We start from the raw sequence: 20,105 nt of genomic DNA, 5'->3' as shown, positions 1-20,105 counted from the left end.
TCGATTTAAGCGAGCATGCTCAGTCAAAATCTGCATTAGCTTTTACTATCAAAAAGTAATTTAGACTTCACTGTTATTAGTCGCAATATACCGGCGTCCAATCCAGCAACTTTGCTGTAACTTTCCAAGTGTTTTTTCCAATTCAAGGGTATGTGTTATTACTTTATTGTTTTTACCTGTACTTCCTTTATCTGTACTGCCATTACCCGTATTTTTTATCATTGTACAAACATAGCGATATAAATAAGGCGCAAAGTTCACTTTTAAATTTCCGAAAACTGATTGAATTGCTTCTTCCATCATTTCACCTGTGTGTAAATGATGGCCATGCTCTTTTCTCCAGGCGTCTAAACCTTTCTCACCAGCTAGTACATCCTTACCTAAAGAGTCGTCACCTAAGGAAATTGCATCACAAGCGCTCAGCAACAAAAGGAGTTCATAAAACCACTCAGAAGTAATTTGGTCCAGTTCATTAAACGCGAAATCCTCAACTAACAACAAGCCATTATTTTTCAACAGTTGTTTAGCTTTCTCCAACGCTTCCAATAGTGAATGAATATGATGTAACGAACGAGTAAACAACACCACGTCAAACAAGGATTCTTCAAAAACCGGCCACTGGGCTAGTCGAGCATCAACCCCTAACTTTTTGGCACTCAAAACACTCGACTCATCCGAGTCAATTGCAATAACCTGGTGCCCCATCTGTTGCAGCGTAAAGGCGACTTCTCCACCGCCGCAACCAACTTCCAATATGCGCAACTTTCCCGGCGGTAAGCTGTCGCTAATAAAAGCTGCTGTTTCTTTAGTAGGAATGTCGGATGGACTCATTTTATTTAGCCTCGTTAATCCTCTTAACTTAAGAATAGGCTTAAACCGCAAACAATCCAAATATAGGTCGTTAGCAAAATTCACAACACTTACGTTAAGTTTTCAAAATTGCCGGTGCAGTGAATTTTATGTGAGAATTGGCACACTAAGACAGTGCATTAAGAATAGAAACTAAACTGTGGAATTTAACGTCGGGCTTTAAAGAACCGCTTCAACATTTCAGCGCTTTGCTGTTGCAAAACCCCTTCAACGATTTCAATTTGATGGTTATGCCCTGCGTGCTGTAAAAGTTGATATAAGCTACCACCGGCGCCAGTTCTTGGCTCTGAGGTTGCGAAGACAACAGTTTTAATTCTCGCGTGCACCATCGCCATTGCACACATCGCACAAGGTTCTAAGGTGACATACATAGTCGTATCCACCAGTCGGTAATTTTGTATTTTTTTTCCGGCTTCACGCATTGCAATAATTTCTGCGTGAGATGTTGGGTCGCAACTGAAAATTGGCTGGTTAAATCCCTGGCCCAAGATTTCATTGTCTTTAACTAGAATTGCACCAACGGGAACCTCTCCAGCGGCTTCTGCTTTTTCAGCTAACAGAAGGGCTTGCTGCATCCAGTATTGATGGTCGGTTGGATTTAACATTACTTAAGTAGTGGTTAACTTTTCTTTAATTCTACCGGGATTTCGCCGACAATCTAGAACAGCGTAAACGAATGATGTTTGATTTTTAACTTGATAGTAAATCGCAAATGGAAATCGCTTTGACAGCATCCTATAGTAATTATCGAAAAATATTTGGTGAGTTCCTGCATAAATCATAAGCGAGTCTATGTCAGAAAATAATGAATCTAAAAAATACTCTCCAAGCCCCGATGATTGCTTCTCATAGAATAAAAAACCTTCTGACAAATCCCGTTTCGCAGAAGATAAGATCTTAATTTTCATTAAGACTATCTCGAATTTCCTTTTTAGCTAGTTCCCAATCAGTAAATTCATCACTTCCTTTAGTGAGCGCATCCTCCCGAGCTGATAACTCATCAAGATGCCAAAGAGGTGACGCAATATTCTCCGATTTACTGCTTAAGTCATCCCAAATATCTTCCATAACTCGCAATTTCTCTTCAACAGACATTGATTCTAACGGTAATGAAATGGCCATATTAAATCCATGTTTGATCAGCTAATACATAATATTCAGAGTGAAGCATAAATTACCAAATTACAAGTCATTTAGTAACTTTTCAGTCTCGTCAGAATAAAGGAGACAAAACCTCACTCATTAGCCCCAGATTTATTCCCACTCAATTGTCGCGGGCGGCTTAGAAGAAATATCGTAAGTCACTCGTGATATTCCGTCAATTTCGTTAATGATTCGATTGGAAACAAGTTCTAAAAATTCATAAGGTAAATGTGCCCAACGGGCTGTCATAAAGTCGATTGTTTCAACAGCTCTCAATGCGACAACATAATCATACTTACGCGCATCTCCCATAACACCAACAGATTTTACCGGTAAGAAAACCGCAAATGCCTGTGAAGTTTTATGATAAAGATCGTGGTTGTATAATTCTTCAATAAAAATATTGTCCGCTAAACGCAGTAAATCGGCGTATTCCTTTTTAACTTCAGCCAGAATCCTCACGCCTAAACCTGGTCCGGGGAATGGATGTCGGTATAACATGTCGTAAGGTAAACCTAGCTCAAGACCTATCTTTCTAACTTCATCTTTAAATAACTCTCGCAATGGCTCTACTAGCTTTAAAGTCATATCTTCCGGTAGTCCACCAACATTATGGTGCGACTTGATCACATGCGCTTTTCCAGTTTTTGCCCCTGCAGATTCGATCACGTCGGGATAAATTGTGCCCTGAGCAAGCCATTTTGCGCTGGTTAATTTATCTGCTTCCTGTTGGAAAACTTCAACAAATTCTCGTCCAATTATTTTGCGTTTGGCTTCTGGGTCTACTTCGCCTTTCAATGCGTTAAGAAAGCGATCTTCAGCCTCAACCTTGATCACATTAAGACCGAAGTCCTCATGGAACATGTCCATCACTTGTTGACCTTCGTTGAGTCGCAACAAACCATTATCGACAAATACGCAGGTGAGTTGTGAACCGATAGCTCGATGCAACAGCATTGCAGTGACCGATGAATCAACACCACCTGACAAGCCTAAAATAACTTCTTCGTCACCAACCTGCTCTTTAATTTCTCGAACCGCATTTTCAATAATGCTGTCCGATGTCCACAGTTTTTCACAACCACAGATTTTCGATACGAACCTTTCTAAAATACGCCCACCCTGATGCGTGTGGGTGACTTCGGGATGAAATTGAACACCGTAAAATTGTTTTTCTTCATTCGCCATTGCCGCTAATGGTGCGTTATCTGATTCGGCAATTGCGACAAAATCTTCTGGTAGTTCGACAACTTTGTCACCATGGCTCATCCATACATCCAGTACGCCCTTACCACCTTCTGAATGATCTTCAATTCCCTCAAGCAATACTGATTTCGCTGCGTGGCGAACTTTTGCATAACCAAACTCACGTTTACTCGAACCGGCAACTTTACCGCCCAATTGATGCGCCATAGTTTGCATACCGTAGCAAATACCTAACACAGGCACACCCATTTCAAACACAACTTCAGACGCCCTTGGCGTATCGGTTGCTGTCACGCTTTCCGGTCCACCGGATAAAATAATACCATCGGGAGCAAATTCTCGAATGTGCTGCTCATCCAAATCAAAAGGATAAAGCTCACAATAAACACCTAGTTCACGCACTCTTCGCGCAATCAGTTGAGTATACTGAGAACCAAAATCTAAAATGAGAATTTTCTGAGCGTGGATATCAGTTGACATTATGTGGTTACCTTTTCAAAGTGCTGCTTCACTGTGATTAAAAACTCAAAAGCCGTAATATTAAGTATTACGGCTTTTTCTTAAAGAATCTGAAAATATTGATTGTTTATATCAGATCAATTACTTAGAAACCTGGTAATTAGGTGCTTCTTTTGTGATCTGGACGTCATGAACATGACTTTCACGCATACCCGCCGCAGTCACCTTAACAAATTCTGCTTCCGTACGATAAGTTTCGATGTCTTTACAGCCGGTAAGACCCATTGAAGACCTTAGTCCTCCCAACATCTGGTGAACAATTGCAGTTAGTGTTCCCTTGTAGGGAACACGACCTTCAATGCCTTCCGGTACAAACTTATCTGCGGCATTTGATGACTGGAAGTATCGGTCGCCCGATCCAAATTTCTGTTGCATCGCACCTAGAGATCCCATGCCTCGGTAGGATTTGTAAGAACGCCCCTGATACAATTCAACTTCACCGGGCGCTTCTTCCGTGCCCGCAAACATTGAACCGACCATTACCGAATATGCGCCAGCCGCTAGTGCTTTACACATATCACCTGAATAACGAATGCCGCCATCGGCAATCAACGGAACCCCAGTACCTTCCAATGCCTTGGCCACATTGTTAACAGCACTAATCTGCGGTACACCGACGCCCGTTACTATTCGAGTTGTACAAATTGAACCTGGACCAATACCGACTTTAACGCCATCAGCACCTGCTGCGACTAAATCTTTGGCGCCTTGAGCGGTCGCGATATTACCGCCGATCACTTGAATTTGAGGGAAGTTTTGCTTTACCCAGCTCACTTTGTCTAAAACACCTTGCGAATGTCCGTGAGAGGTATCTACCAGAATAATATCAACACCCGCCTCAACCAAAGCTGTTACTCGTTCATTGGTATCAGGCCCCGTTCCTACTGCTGCCCCCACTCGCAAGTGCCCCAATGAGTCTTTACAGGCATTAGGCTTATCTTCAGCTTTCTGAATATCTTTAACCGTGTACAAACCGGTTAATCTGAAATCATCATCAACCATCAGCACTTTTTCAATGCGGTGATGGTGCATCAGTTTTAATACTTCTTCTTGTGTTGCCGATTCCGTAACGGTGACCAGATTGTCTTTCTGGGTCATTACCGTTGAAACAGGACGGTCTAAATGGGTTTCAAATCGAATGTCACGACTTGTCACGATACCGACTAATTCGCCTTTATCCACTACTGGAAGGCCCGATATGCCATTTCTTGAGGTAATTTCTCTTAGTTCAGCAATACTGGTTTCCGGCGCCACAGTAATCGGATCCGTGACTACGCCACTTTCAAATTTCTTTACCTTGAGTACCTGGGCTGCTTGCGTTGCGATATCCATATTTTTATGGATAAATCCGATACCACCTTCTTGCGCGAGCGCAATTGCCAGATTGGCTTCGGTTACAGTATCCATCGCAGCAGATACAAGGGGAATATTTAACTCAATTTCACGGGTGATTCGCGACTTTAAACCTACTTCGTTGGGCAGAACTTGGGAATGAGCAGGGATTAGTAAAACGTCGTCAAAAGTAAGGGCTTCTTGAGTGATTCGCATGTTAAAAGTCACCATTTCAGGAAGGGCTCTCCAGCCAAAGCGGGATTATACAGATAAATTGTGCAGAGTAACAATTTTTTCCATAAAAATTTTCTATGACAATCATTTGTTTTTATTAATGAAAACCTCAAAGCGGCAAACAAAGGCACTTTTTATCACTTAAGCCTGATAATAAAATAACATCAATTAGTGATTAATTTATCCACGTAATCAGTTAAAATCTCTCAAAATACTAACAATCGACATTTAATTATTCTTTTATGATTCAGCCAGTTCTACAGCCTCAGCAACCGCCCAAGCGTACCTTATTAACAGTGAGTCAACTCAACCAACAAGCGAAACGCTTACTCGAATCTAGTTTGGGCTCGGTATGGTTGACGGGTGAAATTTCAAATCTGACCAAAGCAGCATCTGGTCACTGGTATTTTTCGTTGAAGGACGACAACGCACAAATTCGTTGTGCCATGTTCCGGTTTAAAACTCAGAATATGAAGTTTTCTCCCAATGAAGGCGACAAAGTGGTCGTCAAAGGTAAAGTCAGTCTTTACGAGCCACGGGGTGACTATCAGCTTATAGCAGACTACATGGAACCTGCCGGGTTGGGAGACTTACAGCAACAACTGAATGAACTCATGCAGAAACTGAAGGCACAAGGTCTATTTGCAGAGGAAAGGAAACGCCGCCTGCCCTTTTTACCCACTCGAATTGGCGTAATTACCTCTCCAACCGGTGCCGCGATTCACGACGTTCTCAACGTGCTCGAAAGGCGTTGTCCAATGGTTCCGGTCATTATCTACCCGACTCAGGTGCAAGGCGCGTCAGCCGTAAACGATATTATTGCCGCGCTGGAATTAGCGGAAAAACGCCACGAATGCGACGTGCTACTGCTTACTCGCGGTGGTGGTTCACTTGAAGATCTCTGGTGTTTTAATAGCGAAAAACTGGCGCATAAAATCGCTGCGACGAAAATTCCAATTGTCGCGGCCATCGGCCATGAAGTTGATACTACCATATCGGAGCTGGTAGCGGATCTAAGGGCGCCGACCCCTTCTGCAGCTGCGGAACAACTTGTACCAGAGCAAAGTGCATTACAACAAAAGCTGGATTTTGCAAACATGTCGATGATTGACATACTTTCAAGTTCACTGCAGGAGCTTCAAGTCAGGCTTAACATCGCACGACTAAAACTTGCCGACCCAGCCAACGCGATTGCCAGCAATCAACACGCTTTAGACTCTTTAAAACACAGGCTAAATTTTCAAGCTGCTCAACTGCAACATAAGTTCCAACAGCCGCTAGACAAAATTTCGCTAAAACTAAACCGGCTCAACCCTTCGGCTCAGCTTCAAAACAATCAACAAAAATTAAGTGAATTAAAAATAAGGTTAGCTTCGGGCTGGCAAAAAAATGTCGATCAAAAAATCAATCAATTACAAGTTAAAGCAAACGCGTTAGAAACTTTAAGTCCGCTGTCGACGCTTAATCGCGGTTATTCAATTACTCGAGACCAGGAAACGTCGAATGTGATTTCTTCAGTCAAGCAACTGGTGAAAAAACAGAAAGTCACTTTGTTGATGGCTGACGGGAAAGCGGACGCAATTATTCAAGGAATTGAGCCTGACTAGGGCGTGCTACTTTTCCGTTCTTTGAGATTGTTGCGGCTAAAAGTTTGCTAATCAAGGCGTGCGGAGCGCAGTTTAGTCATTCTAAATAAGCGACAAACAACGTAGAGTGGCGAAGTTTTAGCCGCAACCCGAAGGGCCGAGCCATTTTTTCGCCCAGCCGCGTTAAAAGCTGAACCTGTAGAATGACTACATAGTTCATCTTTCGCCTTGCTGGACAAAAAAATGACTTCGGCAATCTCAAAGAACGGAAGAGTAGCACGCCCTAAAGTCAGGCCTTAATTTTCCCAATCACCTCAGTCAATTTGGCACCGATATTCATAACTGAAGTACGCTTTTTCTCATCAACCAAATTGCCATCGTCGCCGAACGCGTTAAACGCCTGGCCTAATGCGTGCTGCTCAGGAATGACTGTTATGCCCAGATTATTTAAAAGCATTCTCACAAACACCAAACCACGTAATCCACCTAATCCACCAGGCGATGCAGCCATGATGCCCGCATATTTACCGCGGTAAGCTAATAAGCCTGGTTCGTCGTCTGATTCTACTCTCGAAGCCCAATCAATCGAGTTTTTCAAGAGCGGACTAAAAGCACTATTGTACTCAGGTGACGCGATCAAAAAACCATCATGCTCAATCAACAACTTTTTGAACTCACGTGCTTTTTCAGGCAGGCCCTCTGCCGCTTCCAAATCCTGATTAAATAATGGCATAGGAAAATCAACCAGATCGATAACAGTTACTTCAGCACCTTTTTCAGAAGCGCCTTGTGCAGCAACTTTAACCAGTTTTTTGTTAAACGAATCTTTTCTTGCGCTGCCGGCAAAAGCTAAAATTTTAACCATGGATATCTATCCCCTTCTCAAATTCTTTATTTTAAACAATGTTGATTTTAAAATCGTATGAGATTCAAAAATGCCAGTATGATTGTGGAAAAAATCCATTTGAAAGACTGGAGAATTTTCTGCTATCCCTGTAACAAGAATCTCACCGAAGATAAGAACAAATATTATTACACGAAATATAAATGATTATGAAAGCCAGACAAAATTTAATGGGCGTTTTCGGTCGACTCTTCCGCTTCCTCTGATTCGGTCAGGTTTTCACTGACTTTTTCAAACTCAAAGCTAAATTCATTCGCCTTACAACGGGCGTGATAGACATTAATAAAAGGTCCAAGCCTGGCCAGGTGATTTTTTAATTGCTCAACCGTTTTGTCAGGCACCAGTGCGCCGATATAGACACTTTGAATTAAATTAATTGGAAACTCCAACCATTGCTCATCGTGCTCATCTGCATCCACTAAAAGTCGCCATTCTTTAAACTGGCGGTGCGCGTAATTTTGGGTTAGCAAAGTTTTTTCGGGGTTGAATTCGATTTCAGGAATAGAGCCGACCATATGTTCAACATAGTCTTGCTGATTAACCGTCACCGCAGGCCACCTTTGATAATTAACCGGGTGACAATATTTAAATATTGAATCTTCGCTACATTTAAATTTAATCGCCGCGCCACGATATCCGGCACCGGCTAACTCCCATAGGGCAAGATCCTGAAATTTTTCACAGAAGCGGATAACTCTCTTGGAACTCACATAATCCACCCATGCCTGATGGCATTCTTTGGCTTCATTAAATGCTTTTTCTACCATTGCAGGTAACAATCCTTGCAACGCCTCCTTGATTTCAGACTCATCATTAAAGCGATTCTCCATTCGCCAACGCATAATTGCTTTTTGTAACGGGTGATTTGGCTGCCCTTTTGGCGGGCTTTTGCCGAGAATTGCGTGTGCAATGAACTTTACCGAAGCATCAAACATATCCTGACTGGTAAAAGCTAAAGACGTGTACCTGTCGGGCAAAAAAGGATCCCTTAGTTGATGCGCCTCTTGAACAGGCAGTGCCAGTTTATTAATCACCTGGCCAATATTCTGTAAGTTGCCAAAATAAGTTAGTGTGGCAGGTAAGTCGCTCATTGAGTTCCTTTTAATTCGATTTTGATGGGTAACATAAGTCTATGATAATACCAGCGATTGTGATACGAGACTTAATATTATCTAGTTTAGTCGGAAATATAGAATACCGCAGAGTGAAAGCACAACTTTTACTAAAAAATTTATTCAAATCAACAGTCCCTGATTGATCAGCCTAAAAAAAAGACACCTTTCGGTGTCTTTTAAGGGTTTACAGGTTAATAAACCAATACTTCTATTTTTATTAATCAGTTATACCGGCTTTTGCAGATCTTCAATAATCGCAGCCAGGAATCTCGCTGCTTCACCACCGGTGGCAGCACGATGATCAAAAGTCAACGACAGCGGCAACATCTTGTGCTTAGCTATCCCTTTATCCGTTAACTTCAACTCATCTCTAAACCTTCCCGTGCCAAGAATGGCAACTTGCGGCGGAGAAACAACCGGCGTTCCGTAACGTCCTGCAATGGAACCAAAGTTAGACAGAGTAACGGTCGCCCCTTGTTGATCGTCTTGCTTGAGTGATTTAGTTTCGATTTTTTGCCTCAATTCCTGAACTCTGGCACGAATTTGACCGGCATCTTTCTTATCAGCATCGTGAACAACGGGCACATAGAGTCCGTCAGGCGAATCAATCGCGATACCCACATGAACATTCGGATGAACCAGCCGCTCATATTTTTCTCCATCAAACCAACAATTTAATGCCGGCTCAATTTTCGATGCATAAACTAACGCTCGCACATAACGCGCCAGAAAATCTTGTTTTGGCCAAGCTGTAATGTCCGCATCTTCCACCAAAGTTGTGGGTACAACTGTCGCGTGTGATTTCGCCATGCCCATTGCCATTGCGCGGCGAACACCACGAACGCTTTGTGGCTCGACACTCACTTGAACCGTTGGTAAACCACCGCCAGCAGGTTTAGCAACCGGTGCGGTCGCGGTTGCAGAAGCGGCACCAACCGCAGCTTCAACATCTGCTTTTGTTATCGAACCTTTTTTACCGCTGGTTTTACAACTTGATAACGCAACTCCTAATCGACGCGCGTGTGCACGTACCGCTGGAGAAGCTTTAAAATCGAGGGGATTTTCATTATCTGCCGTACTACCAGTATTCGAAGGCGCGGCGACTGGTGCTGGAGCCGCAGCTTTACTACCAATCAGCTTCCCATCTTTTTTGGCTTGTTTAACGTCAGCTTGTGTTATTTTTCCACCTGCCCCTGAACCGGTAACGAGTGACAAATCGACTTTTAATTTTTTCGCAAGCGCTTTAACGACCGCATCCGCAGATTCAGCAACAACTTTATTACCAACTTGCACGGCACCAACAACGGTACCAGCATCATCAGAATCAGCGTCGGCACTGTCGTCGGCTTCTGCCTGAACTGAACCACTAGAATCACCGTCTCCGAATGAAACAAGCGGCGCACCGACTTCAATCACATCACCGGCCTGACCGTGTAGTTTGGCAACTTTCGCGGCAAATGGAGAAGGTACTTCAACGACGGCTTTAGCAGTTTCCATTTCAACCATTGGTTGATCAACACTCAACTCATCGCCTTCGTTGACTAACCATCTGACAATTTCTGCGTCAGGTAGACCTTCGCCCAGATCAGGCAAGTTAAAGACCGGTCCACTTGCGGCACTCGGCGCGTTATTACTGGCAGGTTTGGCCTGAGCCTGCTCAGGCTTTGCTACCGGAGCTGATTCAGTCTTTGCGCTACTTGAACCGTCGCCGTCAAACTCTACCAATACTGCGCCCACTTCAATGACATCGCCGGCCTGGCCAAGAAGCTTGGTGACAGTTCCGTCAAAAGGCGATGGTACTTCAACCACCGCTTTGGCAGTTTCCATTTCAACCATTGGTTGATCAAGAGAAACCGTATCGCCTTCTTTAACTAACCAACGGACAATTTCTGCGTCCGGTAAGCCCTCTCCCAAATCGGGTAAGTTAAATATTTTCATCGGTACTCCACTAGTCTTTTTGCTTCTTCGACAATATGCTCAACCTTCGGCATATATTGTTTTTCCAGTCGATAATAAGGCATCATTGTATCGTAACCAGAAACACGGCCAATCGGCGCCAACAAATGCATCACACCTTTTTCAGCAATTTCCGCCGCAATGTCAGAACCAACAGCGCCCGCTTTCGGTGCTTCTTGAACAATACAGGCACGACCGGTTTTTGCCACAGACTCTAAAATGGTATCAATGTCTAAAGGATTAACGGTTGCCACATCAATCACTTCGGCGCTAATTCCCTCTGCTGCGAGTTTTTCAGCCGCTTGTTTGGTTTCATGAAGCATAGCACCCCAGCTAATTAATGTGATATCAGTTCCTTCTCGGTCAACAAAACAAACGCCCAGTGGGTACTCTTCGCCGTTATCTTCAATTTCGTGCTTTTCAATTCGGTAAACCCGTTTAGGCTCCAGGAAAATAACCGGATCAGGGTCACGAATAGCGGCCAGCATCAAACCATAAGCACGAGAAGGGTTAGATGGTATGACAACTTTTAAACCTGGAATGTGGGCAAATACTGCTTCCGTACTTTCTGAATGATTTTCCGGTGCGTGGATACCGCCACCATAGGGTGCGCGAATTACCAGTGGCAGAGTCAAACGGCCGCGAGTTCTATTTCGCATACGGGCACAGTGAGAAATAATATGGTCCGCTGCCGGGAAAATGAATCCCATAAATTGAATTTCGGCGACCGGTTTCATGCCTTGTGCGGCCATACCAATCGCAATACCGGCGATCATGGCTTCAGCTAACGGCGTGTCGATGACTCGCTCCTCGCCGAAACGCTGTTGCAACCCGTCTGTAGCACGGAATACACCACCGTTCAGACCAACGTCTTCACCAAATACAACGACTTCATTATCCGCTTCCATTTCATGCGCCATTGCCATGTTTACTGCTTCAATCAAGGTAATTGCGGCCATTATTTCGCTCCTCTTGCAATCGCTAATTCACGCTGTGCAAGCGTTCTTTCCGGAAGTTCATCGTAAAGGTAATCAAACATTGCTTCAGGCTTGTCTGTTGGTGTATTGAGGTAGGTGTCAACGCTCTGCTGAACCGTCGCAACCACTTCTTCTTGCAGTGCAGATTCTTCAGCTTCAGACCATTGCCCGTTAGCTTCGAGATATTTTCTGAGACGGATGAGCGGCTCTTTTTTCCAACCCTCATCGAGTTCACCATCTGGTCGATAACGACTAGCATCATCAGCAGTTGTGTGATCACAAAGTCTTAAACTGATACACTCAATAACCGTTGATCCGCCACCCTCTCGAGCCTTTTCTGCGGCTTTTTGTGACTCGTCAAAAACAGCAATAATATCATTACCGTCAACCTGAACACTGTCGATGCCGGCGGCAATCGCTTTTTGTGCGTAGGTCTCACAGGCCGTTTGAATTTCACTAGGAACCGAAATCGCCCACTGGTTGTTGTTGATCACAAAAACCACGCCAAGACTCCAGATACCGGCAACATTCAGCGCTTCGTAAAAATCCCCCTGGGAAGTTCCGCCTTCACCAATTTCAGTGAATACACAGCGCTTCTCGCCACGTATCTGCATCGCTTTTGCTACGCCAGTTGCGTGTAAGGACTGAGTTGCGATCGGCACCGCAATTGGGAAGTCTTGTCTGGCGGTTTCATTCTGAAAATCGGAGCCTCTTTCATCGCCTCCCCAATAAAGCAGGATTTCTTCCATACGAACGCCGTGTTGTACCATGGCCGCCTGACCGCGGTAATAAGGAACAAGAACATCTTCAGGGTTCATAGCCGCACCAAAGCCGACACCAATAGCCTCCTGGCCGGTTGCCGCTGCATAGGTTCCCATTTTACCGGTTCTTTGCAAAGCGTAGGCTTTAGAATCCATTTGACGAATTAACGCCATGTCACGGTAGAGTTTTTTAAGGGCAGTGAAATCTTTCGCGATGGCAGGAACGTCATCGGTAGTTAGTTGACCATGCTCATCGAGATATTGAACATATTTGACTTCAAATTTCGCAATTGTTGTCAAAGTGGCTTCTCCTTATAGATGGATCGCTTGCAGGAGTTTCGTGCCGAGCAAATCAAAGACTCGGTACGCCCTGTGCAGACTCAAGCGTTTCGACTGGAACGAACAACTCATTTTTGCTTAATCAGCAAATTACTCAACAAAACTAGCATAAAATCAATCAACTCTATCGAATTAATTAACCGTTCAAAACGAACGAATCCTGCTGAGCAAAATGAGTCTATTTCGGTTACTTTTTGCTGGGGGTGGATAATACGGGTTCAACGCCGTCTTGTATAGCAAAATTAACGCAATTACCCATAAATTCAGGTTAATTAGATGCAGTTGAATGCATTTCGTGCATTTTCAATAAAATTCTGGTCGTACCACTAGATTAAATGCGTCGTTGTACTCTTTACTATTCGTTTATCGCGCTGCTAAACTCCCCCCAACACGTATATTTGCAGCTTTCAGCCAAATAATCAGTTTAATTCGCTTGTTCAAGTGATGCTATCAAGGTACCCGCTATAATGAAGAATTCTTCAAAAAATCCGACAGTAAAATACCGCAAAGATTACCGACCCAGCCAATACTTAATTAAACATACCGACTTAAAATTTCAGCTTTTTGACTCTCATACATTAGTTAATAGCGAACTAAAAATTGAGAAAAACCCACTTGATAAAAGTGATGTGCTGGAACCGCTGGTATTAGACGGATTAGAGTTAGAACTACAGCAAGTTTCTGTAGATGGAAATGAACTCAGCAAGGATGAATACGAAGCGACTGACAATCATCTGACAATTAACAACGTCAGTGAAAAATTTACCCTCAATCTTCAGGTAAAAATTTATCCTCAGAAAAATAAATCACTGGAAGGTCTTTATACTTCTGGTGGAAAGTTCTGCACACAATGTGAAGCAGAAGGCTTCAGAAAAATTACCTACTACCTTGATCGTCCGGAAATTATGTCTGAGTTTAAGGTACGAATAGAAGGCGATAAAGCAGCCTATCCTCTCTTATTATCAAACGGGAATCCACTAACACGTGGCGATATGAGTGACGGACGCCATTTTGTTGAATGGCATGACCCCTTCCCCAAACCCAGTTACTTGTTTGCCCTGGTTGCCGGTGATCTGGATTGCCTAACTGACAGTTTTACCACAATGAGCGGACGAGAAGTTAAACTGGAGCTCTATGTCGACAAGGGAAAACTCGATCAATGTCGATTTGCGATGGACAGTTTAATCGAATCAATGCGCTGGGATGAAGAAAAGTTTGGTCGCGAATATGACCTGGATCTCTACATGATAGTCGCGGTGAGCGATTTCAATATGGGCGCAATGGAAAATAAAGGCTTAAATGTTTTTAACACTAAGTACGTTTTAGCTAATAAGAAAACCGCAACCGACGCTGATTTCGAAGGTGTTGAAAGAGTCATTGCTCACGAATATTTTCATAACTGGACAGGTAACCGAGTCACCTGTCGCGACTGGTTCCAGTTGAGCCTCAAAGAAGGTCTTACTGTTTTTAGAGATCAAAAATTCAGTGAAGATATGCAATCAAAAGCGGTGCAGCGAATAGACCAGGTAAAGATCATTCGCTCATCGCAATTTGCCGAAGACTCCGGCCCAATGGCTCACTCTATTCGCCCGGACTCTTATATTGAAATGAATAATTTTTACACGGTAACCGTTTATAACAAAGGCGCCGAAGTGATCCGAATGATGCACACGCTTTTGGGCGAACAAGGTTTCCGTGCAGGTATGGATCTTTATTTCGAACGACACGATGGTCAAGCTGTTACTTGTGAAGACTTTATTTGTGCCATGGAAGATGCCAATCAAAAAGATTGGGCGCTTTTCCGCAACTGGTATCGTCAAGCCGGTACACCGGAAGTGAAGGTTCAACTTGAGTCTCTGGGTAACGGAAAGTTTGAGCTTCAATTCGCACAATCTTGTCCGGCGACACCAGGTCAGGAAACAAAAAAACCTTTCATGATCCCGGTCAAAATAGGTTTTATTAATGCGCAAGGTGATGTGGCGAAGTTCCGCTTATCAGACTCAGACGATGTCTGCGGCGAAACACTTTTTGTTATGACTGAAGAAAATCAAACTTTAACCATTCACTCTGACAATGAGGTTTTAATCCCTTCTCTACTAAGAGACTTTTCAGCGCCGGTAAAACTGAAATTTGAATATGACCAGAGTCAATTAGCCACCCTCTTTGCTTCTGATCCTAACTCGTTTAATCGTTGGGACGCAGGTCAAAGTTTGATGACAAAAATTCTCTTGAATAACGAAGATGAAATTAGTGAACCAGATCTAGAGATCCTTAAAAATTCCTTTGCACAACTACTTGGCGATGAGCAATTGGATAACTCACTTAAAGCGCTTGCCGTTATATTACCCGAAATAAGTAGTCTTATTGGACGCTCTGAAAAAATTAATGTTGATCGTTTGTTTAACAAACATCGCCAATTGAAAAAGCACATTGGGCAATCACTTGAACACACCTGGTTTTCGATTTACAACACAACCAGCGGTGACCAACCGAGTGACCGTAAACTGCGCAATGTCGCTCTCGATTACATGATGGTTGCCAATGACGAGCAACACTTTGAGCTGGCTGCCACACAGCAAACGCGCGCTGACAACATGACCGACGAACTGTCTGCTTTGCAAACAATTGCCAATTCTACAGAAGGATATAAATCGGATTACATTAATCAGTTTTATCAAAAGTGGAAAGATGAAGAGCTCGTGATGGATAAATGGTTTAGTGCCCAGGTTATCAATGACGATGAAAGTATCATAGAACATGTTAACGCGTTGCTTAACCATGAAAAGTTTTCCATCGAAAACCCTAACAAAGTTCGAGCGGTAATCACCGCATTTATTTCCGGCAATTTACCTCAATTTCACAATGCCACCGGTGCCGGTTATGAACTACTCGCTGATACGATTATTCGCCTCAACGCGATCAATCCACAAATTGCCGCGGGTTTATCCAAACAATTTAACCAGTGGAAAAAACTGGATGGCAAGCGACAAGCTTTAATCAAAGAACAACTTGAGAGAATTAAAGCTGTTGATAATCTTTCTAATGATGTTTATGAAGTGGTTGAGAAATCTTTGAACATGTAGTTTAAAGTTCGGGATATCTAGTGTTAATTAATGCAACTTTGTTCAATGCTATTTTAGCGCTGTCATTCAAATAAAAACCCCCTCAATAGAGGGGGTTTTTTACGGCTTAGTATAAAACCATTTGGCTGAACTTACTGCCAGGTTCCATTCAAGTTAACACCTGAATAAGTGCTGTATGCTCGAATACCAATATACCAGGTGCCTGCTGCTGGATTATTGAAACTACAACTTTCAGTATTGCCCCAACGATAAGGACGGCAATCATAGTTAGATGTTGTAGTTTGTGATCCATGCTTCACATACAAATCAGCATCACCACTACCACCCGAAATATTCAGTTCTAGAGAAGCTGTACCTGGGTCAACTTCAATAGTGAAGTAATTCCAGTTACCTCGGCTGGCAGAAAGATTACTTTCATTGATGCTACCACCACTGCCAGGCTCACTATAGGAAGCCGTTAAGCTGGTGCCAGAGAACGCGGAATAACCACGGATCATCACATAGTAACGACCTGTGCTTGGAGAAGCAAAATCACAGTTCTCATTGTTACCTGCAGTGTACGGACGGCAATCATAAGTGCCAGTTGTTGGTGCACTACCAAATCGGACATAAAGATCGGCGTCACCAGAGCCACCGCTCATCGCAAACGATAAGTTAGTTGCACCGGCTGGAACATCGATGTAGTACTCAAGCTCATCGCCCTGAGATCCGCTCAGATTTGACACAGTCTGACCATTGGTCAATTCGCCCGGGCCACCGGTTCCATCAGAAACGGTCACTGATTTAGACGTTGTATTCGACGCACCATCGTTATCAGTTACTGTGAGTTGAACTGTGTAGGTTCCGGCAGAAGCATAGGTATGATTTGCGGATGCGCTCGTACCAGTTGCTCCGTCACCGAAGTCCCACGCATAGGAAGCGATGGTACCATCTGGGTCAGAACTAGCTGAACCATCAAACGAGCATGCTAACGCAGTACAAGAATCGGTAAAGGACGCAGTTGGAGATTGATTACCGCCACCACAACTATTTGCTGCCAGGTAATCGTAAGCAGCTTTCGCTCTTACTAATCCATACCCATACGCCTGATCGCGACCGGATGAACCGAGATCCTCTGCTGAATTGTTCAGAGCAGAACGAATTTGAGTCGCACTACAGTTGGTATAGTGACTCCAGACTAAAGCAGCGACACCAGATACGTGAGGTGTTGCCATTGAAGTTCCATTCCAGGAAGCGTATTGATTGTTCGGCAAAGTGGACAGTACGCTCACTCCAGGCGCAGCAAGTTCAACCTGGCTGTTTTTCTGCGAGAAGTTAGCAATTTGCTTACTACTGTCTAATGCACCAACTGACATTACCGCATCATAAGACGCTGGGTAAGAGAAGGCATCATTGCCACTTGCGCTACCGCTATTACCTGAAGCAGCAATAGATAGTACGCCATTGTTCAATGCATTCTGGAAAGCATTAGCTTCGGCATTACTAGAGCCGCTGCCACCTAAACTCATGCTAATAACTTGAGCACCGGCATTAACACACTGATTAACCGCTGCCACTAAATCAGAACCATAAGCCCAGTTACCAGAATCGTTAAAAACCTTAACGATATGCAGGCCAACTAAATCACTCGGGTTAACACCGACAACACCAACGCCATTGCCCCCAATTCCTGCAACGGTTCCGGCGACATGTGTACCATGCCCGTGTCCGTCATTGTGCCAATCTCCGGTATCGTTGCCATTACCATCATTGTCGTCACCGCTAATGTTACTCGCAGTGTATGGACGTAAGTCCTCATGGTTTGGCGCGAAACCTGTGTCAGTAATACAAACTTTGCGATTGGCAGTATTTGCGTCACTCACCTGCCCAGCTTGAACCATGGTAATTCCATAGGGGGTTTGTTCTGCCAAAGGTACAATATCGTCAGCAGCCATAGGCGCAATCAGCCGACGAATCGGATCTATCTCGTAATACTCGATAACCCCACTCGCTTCCAGCTGAGCCAACTGACTTTCACTCATTTCTGCTGCAATAATATTGTCACTGACCAACCTGCGTTTAACAATCCCTCCCAGTTGTTGAATACGCTGGCTGTTTCGTTGTGCTCTTGTCGTTTGTGCAGAAAGCGTCGTAGGATTACCGTCTAAGCTATCTTTGAATTTAATCATGTATCGTTGTTCGGCTGTTACTGCCCCAGCAGCGCACGCGCTGATCACCAAAGATGCAGCTACCGATTTTTTGAAAAATGATTGTGTGTTGTTTATTTTCAAAGGTCTTCTCCTTATTTGTTATTGTAAGGTGCTTTGAGAATTCAAGAGAAGCGAACCACTTATCAACTTAACCAGTCTTTAAGTAGAAAAAAATCCCAATTAAAGTTAATAGTGATTTCTTGTGTATATTTTGTTCAAAGCAGATTGAGCTTAGAGACAGAATGAAAGTCATTCCATAAACTATTGCGATATTTGACACATTTTTTAAGGTAATATTCACACTTATCTCAGAACAATTAATTAGTCTGGTGTTAGAAAATCTAGATTTGGAAAACACTTAATAAATGGCGTTTTTTGCTGCTTTCTGGTTAAGAAAAAACTACGGATTAATCAAACAGACTAAAATAATTATTCATAGATTTTCTCGATTTAACCAACCTCGTTAGATTATTCAATTAAGCCAAGCCGGTGTTTTAGTCATCAAACATTGAGCGACGAGATAGAGTGTTTTATAATCGAAAAAACTCATAAACTATTGCTAATTCAACTATGTCGATAATCAGCTGTCCATCTTGCAAAAAAAGAATTTCCAGCAAAGCCAAAGTTTGCAGCCATTGCAACTATAGCCTGGTAGAAGGCGCTACTGAGGATGGGGTTACAGAAGAACAATTAGCATCGCGAGCAAAACTCGCTCGAATGAAACAGCGCTACTCCCTGCAAATGCAAGCCATGGGCGGCATTATTTTATTCTTGACGGGTATATTATTGTGGTATTTTCTGGGTAATCGAGGCCTAAGCCAGGTATCTCACTTCATTGAGCTTGGCATTGCTGTTATTGGTGGCGCCTGGTATCTGGTTACCAGAATCCGCCTGCTTATGTTCAAAAAGACAGATTTATCTTAGCATAGTTACGCCACAAGCCAAACAGGATTAGCCAGGTGAAATTTAATTTGGTATCAAATATCGCCTGGTAACCATTTGTTTAAACTCTTGCTGGCTGATTTTTTCGCGGCTGTGACAATCGATATCGGGAAAACAATCAAATGTCTGGCACTGCTCCCAATACTTATCCATGTTTTCAGGGTCCCAGCTCATAATCTTTTCATCTTTTGGTAAATAAGTTTTCATTGCGCCTCTCCGTTAAGTTACCTGTTACTTCACAGTTTTTCGACCTGGTCCTTATAAACTACCGTCCAATTAGAATTTTCATCGGTTCAATGAATGGCGCAAATATGCTCAATTGTGTCCTAATTATGTCAATTGGTAGAAAACCCCACCTGTGAGTTATAATGAAGCATCTGGCTGCCAACAAAGATGCTTACTTAACGATGAAATCACTCAAAATTGCCACGGCTTTCTTAGGTTTAGTTTTACTAATTGGCTTCAACCAATTGCATGCAAAGGTTTACAAGTGGGTTGATGAAAACGGGAAAGTTCACTACTCCGATAAGCCCTTTAACAAAGGCGAAAAGCAGCTGGAAATTAAAGATAACCTGACCCCCGAACAACAACAAGCTGCAAAGAGAAAAGCGAAGCAATTTGTCAATATGCAAAAAAGACGAGTCCACGATCAGCTCGATACAGAATATAAATCCAAAAAACAAAAATCCGAAAAAGAGAAAGCAGAAAAAGATTTAAAGAAAAACTGTGACTATGCAAGAAGTCAACTTGAAACGCTCAAGATGCCAACTAGAATTTACCGCGAAAATGAAAAGGGACAGCAAGAATACCTGACAGACGAAACACGACAACAGGAAATAAAAAAGCTGGAAAAAGATATCGCTCAACATTGTAGCGGAGTGTGAATTAATTTTCGAAATTGCCAGTTTGGATATGAACCATTACATCTGAGCAGCACAATTCAGGTTAT

17 protein-coding genes are annotated in these 20,105 nt (G+C 43.2%); 4 read left to right on the top strand and 13 right to left on the bottom strand.

Annotation, left to right across the window (positions count from 1 at the left end; all coding sequences use genetic code 11):
- Nucleotides 1-60 precede the first annotated feature (60 nt).
- The 6 genes from FLL46_RS25620 to guaB form a co-directional block, all read right to left on the bottom strand.
- Nucleotides 61-831 carry a class I SAM-dependent methyltransferase gene (locus tag FLL46_RS25620; protein ID WP_142935093.1) on the bottom strand — a complete coding sequence of 257 codons (771 nt, stop codon included), beginning with the start codon at nt 829-831 and terminating at the stop codon, nt 61-63.
- Between the two features lie 185 nt (nt 832-1,016).
- Nucleotides 1,017-1,475 carry a tRNA adenosine(34) deaminase TadA gene (gene tadA, locus FLL46_RS25615; protein ID WP_142935091.1) on the bottom strand — a complete coding sequence of 153 codons (459 nt, stop codon included), beginning with the start codon at nt 1,473-1,475 and terminating at the stop codon, nt 1,017-1,019.
- A 3-nt stretch (nt 1,476-1,478) separates the two neighbouring features.
- Complete coding sequence (locus FLL46_RS25610; RefSeq protein ID WP_142935089.1) at nt 1,479-1,778, bottom strand: type II toxin-antitoxin system RelE/ParE family toxin; 300 nt, start codon at nt 1,776-1,778, stop codon at nt 1,479-1,481.
- On the bottom strand, nt 1,768-1,992 hold the full coding sequence (locus tag FLL46_RS25605; RefSeq protein WP_142935087.1) for an addiction module protein: 225 nt from the start codon (nt 1,990-1,992) through the stop codon (nt 1,768-1,770). Before FLL46_RS25605 ends, FLL46_RS25610 begins: the two co-directional genes overlap by 11 nt.
- Nucleotides 1,993-2,124: 132 nt before the next feature.
- Nucleotides 2,125-3,699, bottom strand: a complete 1,575-nt coding sequence (gene guaA, locus FLL46_RS25600) for a glutamine-hydrolyzing GMP synthase (RefSeq protein ID WP_142935085.1) — start codon at nt 3,697-3,699, stop codon at nt 2,125-2,127.
- Between the two features lie 120 nt (nt 3,700-3,819).
- Nucleotides 3,820-5,286 (bottom strand): IMP dehydrogenase, encoded by a 1,467-nt coding sequence (gene guaB, locus FLL46_RS25595; RefSeq protein WP_142935083.1) that lies wholly within the window; start codon nt 5,284-5,286, stop codon nt 3,820-3,822.
- Nucleotides 5,287-5,546: 260 nt separating this feature from the next.
- On the opposite strand from guaB, the gene xseA reads away from it, so the two are divergent.
- The gene (xseA, locus tag FLL46_RS25590; RefSeq protein ID WP_142935082.1) at nt 5,547-6,911 is read left to right on the top strand and encodes an exodeoxyribonuclease VII large subunit; all 1,365 of its coding nucleotides are present in this window, start codon (nt 5,547-5,549) and stop codon (nt 6,909-6,911) included.
- Between the two features lie 268 nt (nt 6,912-7,179).
- Here the strand turns inward: xseA and FLL46_RS25585 are convergent, their stop codons facing one another.
- The 5 genes from FLL46_RS25585 to pdhA all read right to left on the bottom strand — a co-directional run bounded on the left by FLL46_RS25585 (nt 7,180) and on the right by pdhA (nt 12,903).
- On the bottom strand, nt 7,180-7,755 hold the full coding sequence (locus FLL46_RS25585; protein ID WP_142935080.1) for an NADPH-dependent FMN reductase: 576 nt from the start codon (nt 7,753-7,755) through the stop codon (nt 7,180-7,182).
- 206 nt (nt 7,756-7,961) lie between these two features.
- Nucleotides 7,962-8,885, bottom strand: a complete 924-nt coding sequence (locus tag FLL46_RS25580; protein WP_142935079.1) for a hypothetical protein — start codon at nt 8,883-8,885, stop codon at nt 7,962-7,964.
- Nucleotides 8,886-9,134: 249 nt separating this feature from the next.
- Nucleotides 9,135-10,847 carry a 2-oxo acid dehydrogenase subunit E2 gene (locus FLL46_RS25575; protein WP_142935077.1) on the bottom strand — a complete coding sequence of 571 codons (1,713 nt, stop codon included), beginning with the start codon at nt 10,845-10,847 and terminating at the stop codon, nt 9,135-9,137.
- Nucleotides 10,844-11,824, bottom strand: coding sequence for an alpha-ketoacid dehydrogenase subunit beta (locus tag FLL46_RS25570; RefSeq protein ID WP_142935075.1), 981 nt, complete (start codon nt 11,822-11,824; stop codon nt 10,844-10,846). Before FLL46_RS25570 ends, FLL46_RS25575 begins: the two co-directional genes overlap by 4 nt.
- Entirely contained in the window at nt 11,824-12,903 is a 1,080-nt protein-coding gene (gene pdhA / locus FLL46_RS25565) for a pyruvate dehydrogenase (acetyl-transferring) E1 component subunit alpha (protein ID WP_142935074.1), read from the bottom strand. The genes FLL46_RS25570 and pdhA overlap by 1 nt, the downstream gene beginning before the upstream one ends.
- 506 nt (nt 12,904-13,409) lie before the next feature.
- Here pdhA and pepN point away from each other — a divergent pair.
- A complete protein-coding gene (gene pepN / locus FLL46_RS25560) occupies nt 13,410-16,025 on the top strand; it encodes an aminopeptidase N (RefSeq protein WP_142935072.1) in 2,616 nt (871 codons plus the stop codon).
- A gap of 131 nt (nt 16,026-16,156) precedes the next feature.
- Here the strand turns inward: pepN and FLL46_RS25555 are convergent, their stop codons facing one another.
- A complete protein-coding gene (locus tag FLL46_RS25555) occupies nt 16,157-18,295 on the bottom strand; it encodes a S8 family serine peptidase (RefSeq protein WP_142935070.1) in 2,139 nt (712 codons plus the stop codon).
- 489 nt (nt 18,296-18,784) lie between these two features.
- Between FLL46_RS25555 and FLL46_RS25550 the strand changes: the two genes are divergently transcribed.
- On the top strand, nt 18,785-19,138 hold the full coding sequence (locus FLL46_RS25550) for a hypothetical protein (protein WP_142935068.1): 354 nt from the start codon (nt 18,785-18,787) through the stop codon (nt 19,136-19,138).
- A 42-nt stretch (nt 19,139-19,180) separates the two neighbouring features.
- On the opposite strand, the gene FLL46_RS25545 is transcribed toward FLL46_RS25550, so the two are convergent.
- Nucleotides 19,181-19,363 carry a hypothetical protein gene (locus FLL46_RS25545; protein WP_142935067.1) on the bottom strand — a complete coding sequence of 61 codons (183 nt, stop codon included), beginning with the start codon at nt 19,361-19,363 and terminating at the stop codon, nt 19,181-19,183.
- A 161-nt stretch (nt 19,364-19,524) separates the two neighbouring features.
- Between FLL46_RS25545 and FLL46_RS25540 the strand changes: the two genes are divergently transcribed.
- Nucleotides 19,525-20,040, top strand: coding sequence for a DUF4124 domain-containing protein (locus FLL46_RS25540; RefSeq protein ID WP_142935065.1), 516 nt, complete (start codon nt 19,525-19,527; stop codon nt 20,038-20,040).
- Nucleotides 20,041-20,105 lie beyond the last annotated feature (65 nt).

Source organism: Aliikangiella coralliicola, assembly GCF_007004725.1.
Taxonomy (GTDB): domain Bacteria; phylum Pseudomonadota; class Gammaproteobacteria; order Enterobacterales; family Kangiellaceae; genus Aliikangiella; species Aliikangiella coralliicola.
Note: the sequence above shows the minus strand (reverse complement) of the source record. Positions and strands in the feature narration are given on the sequence as shown.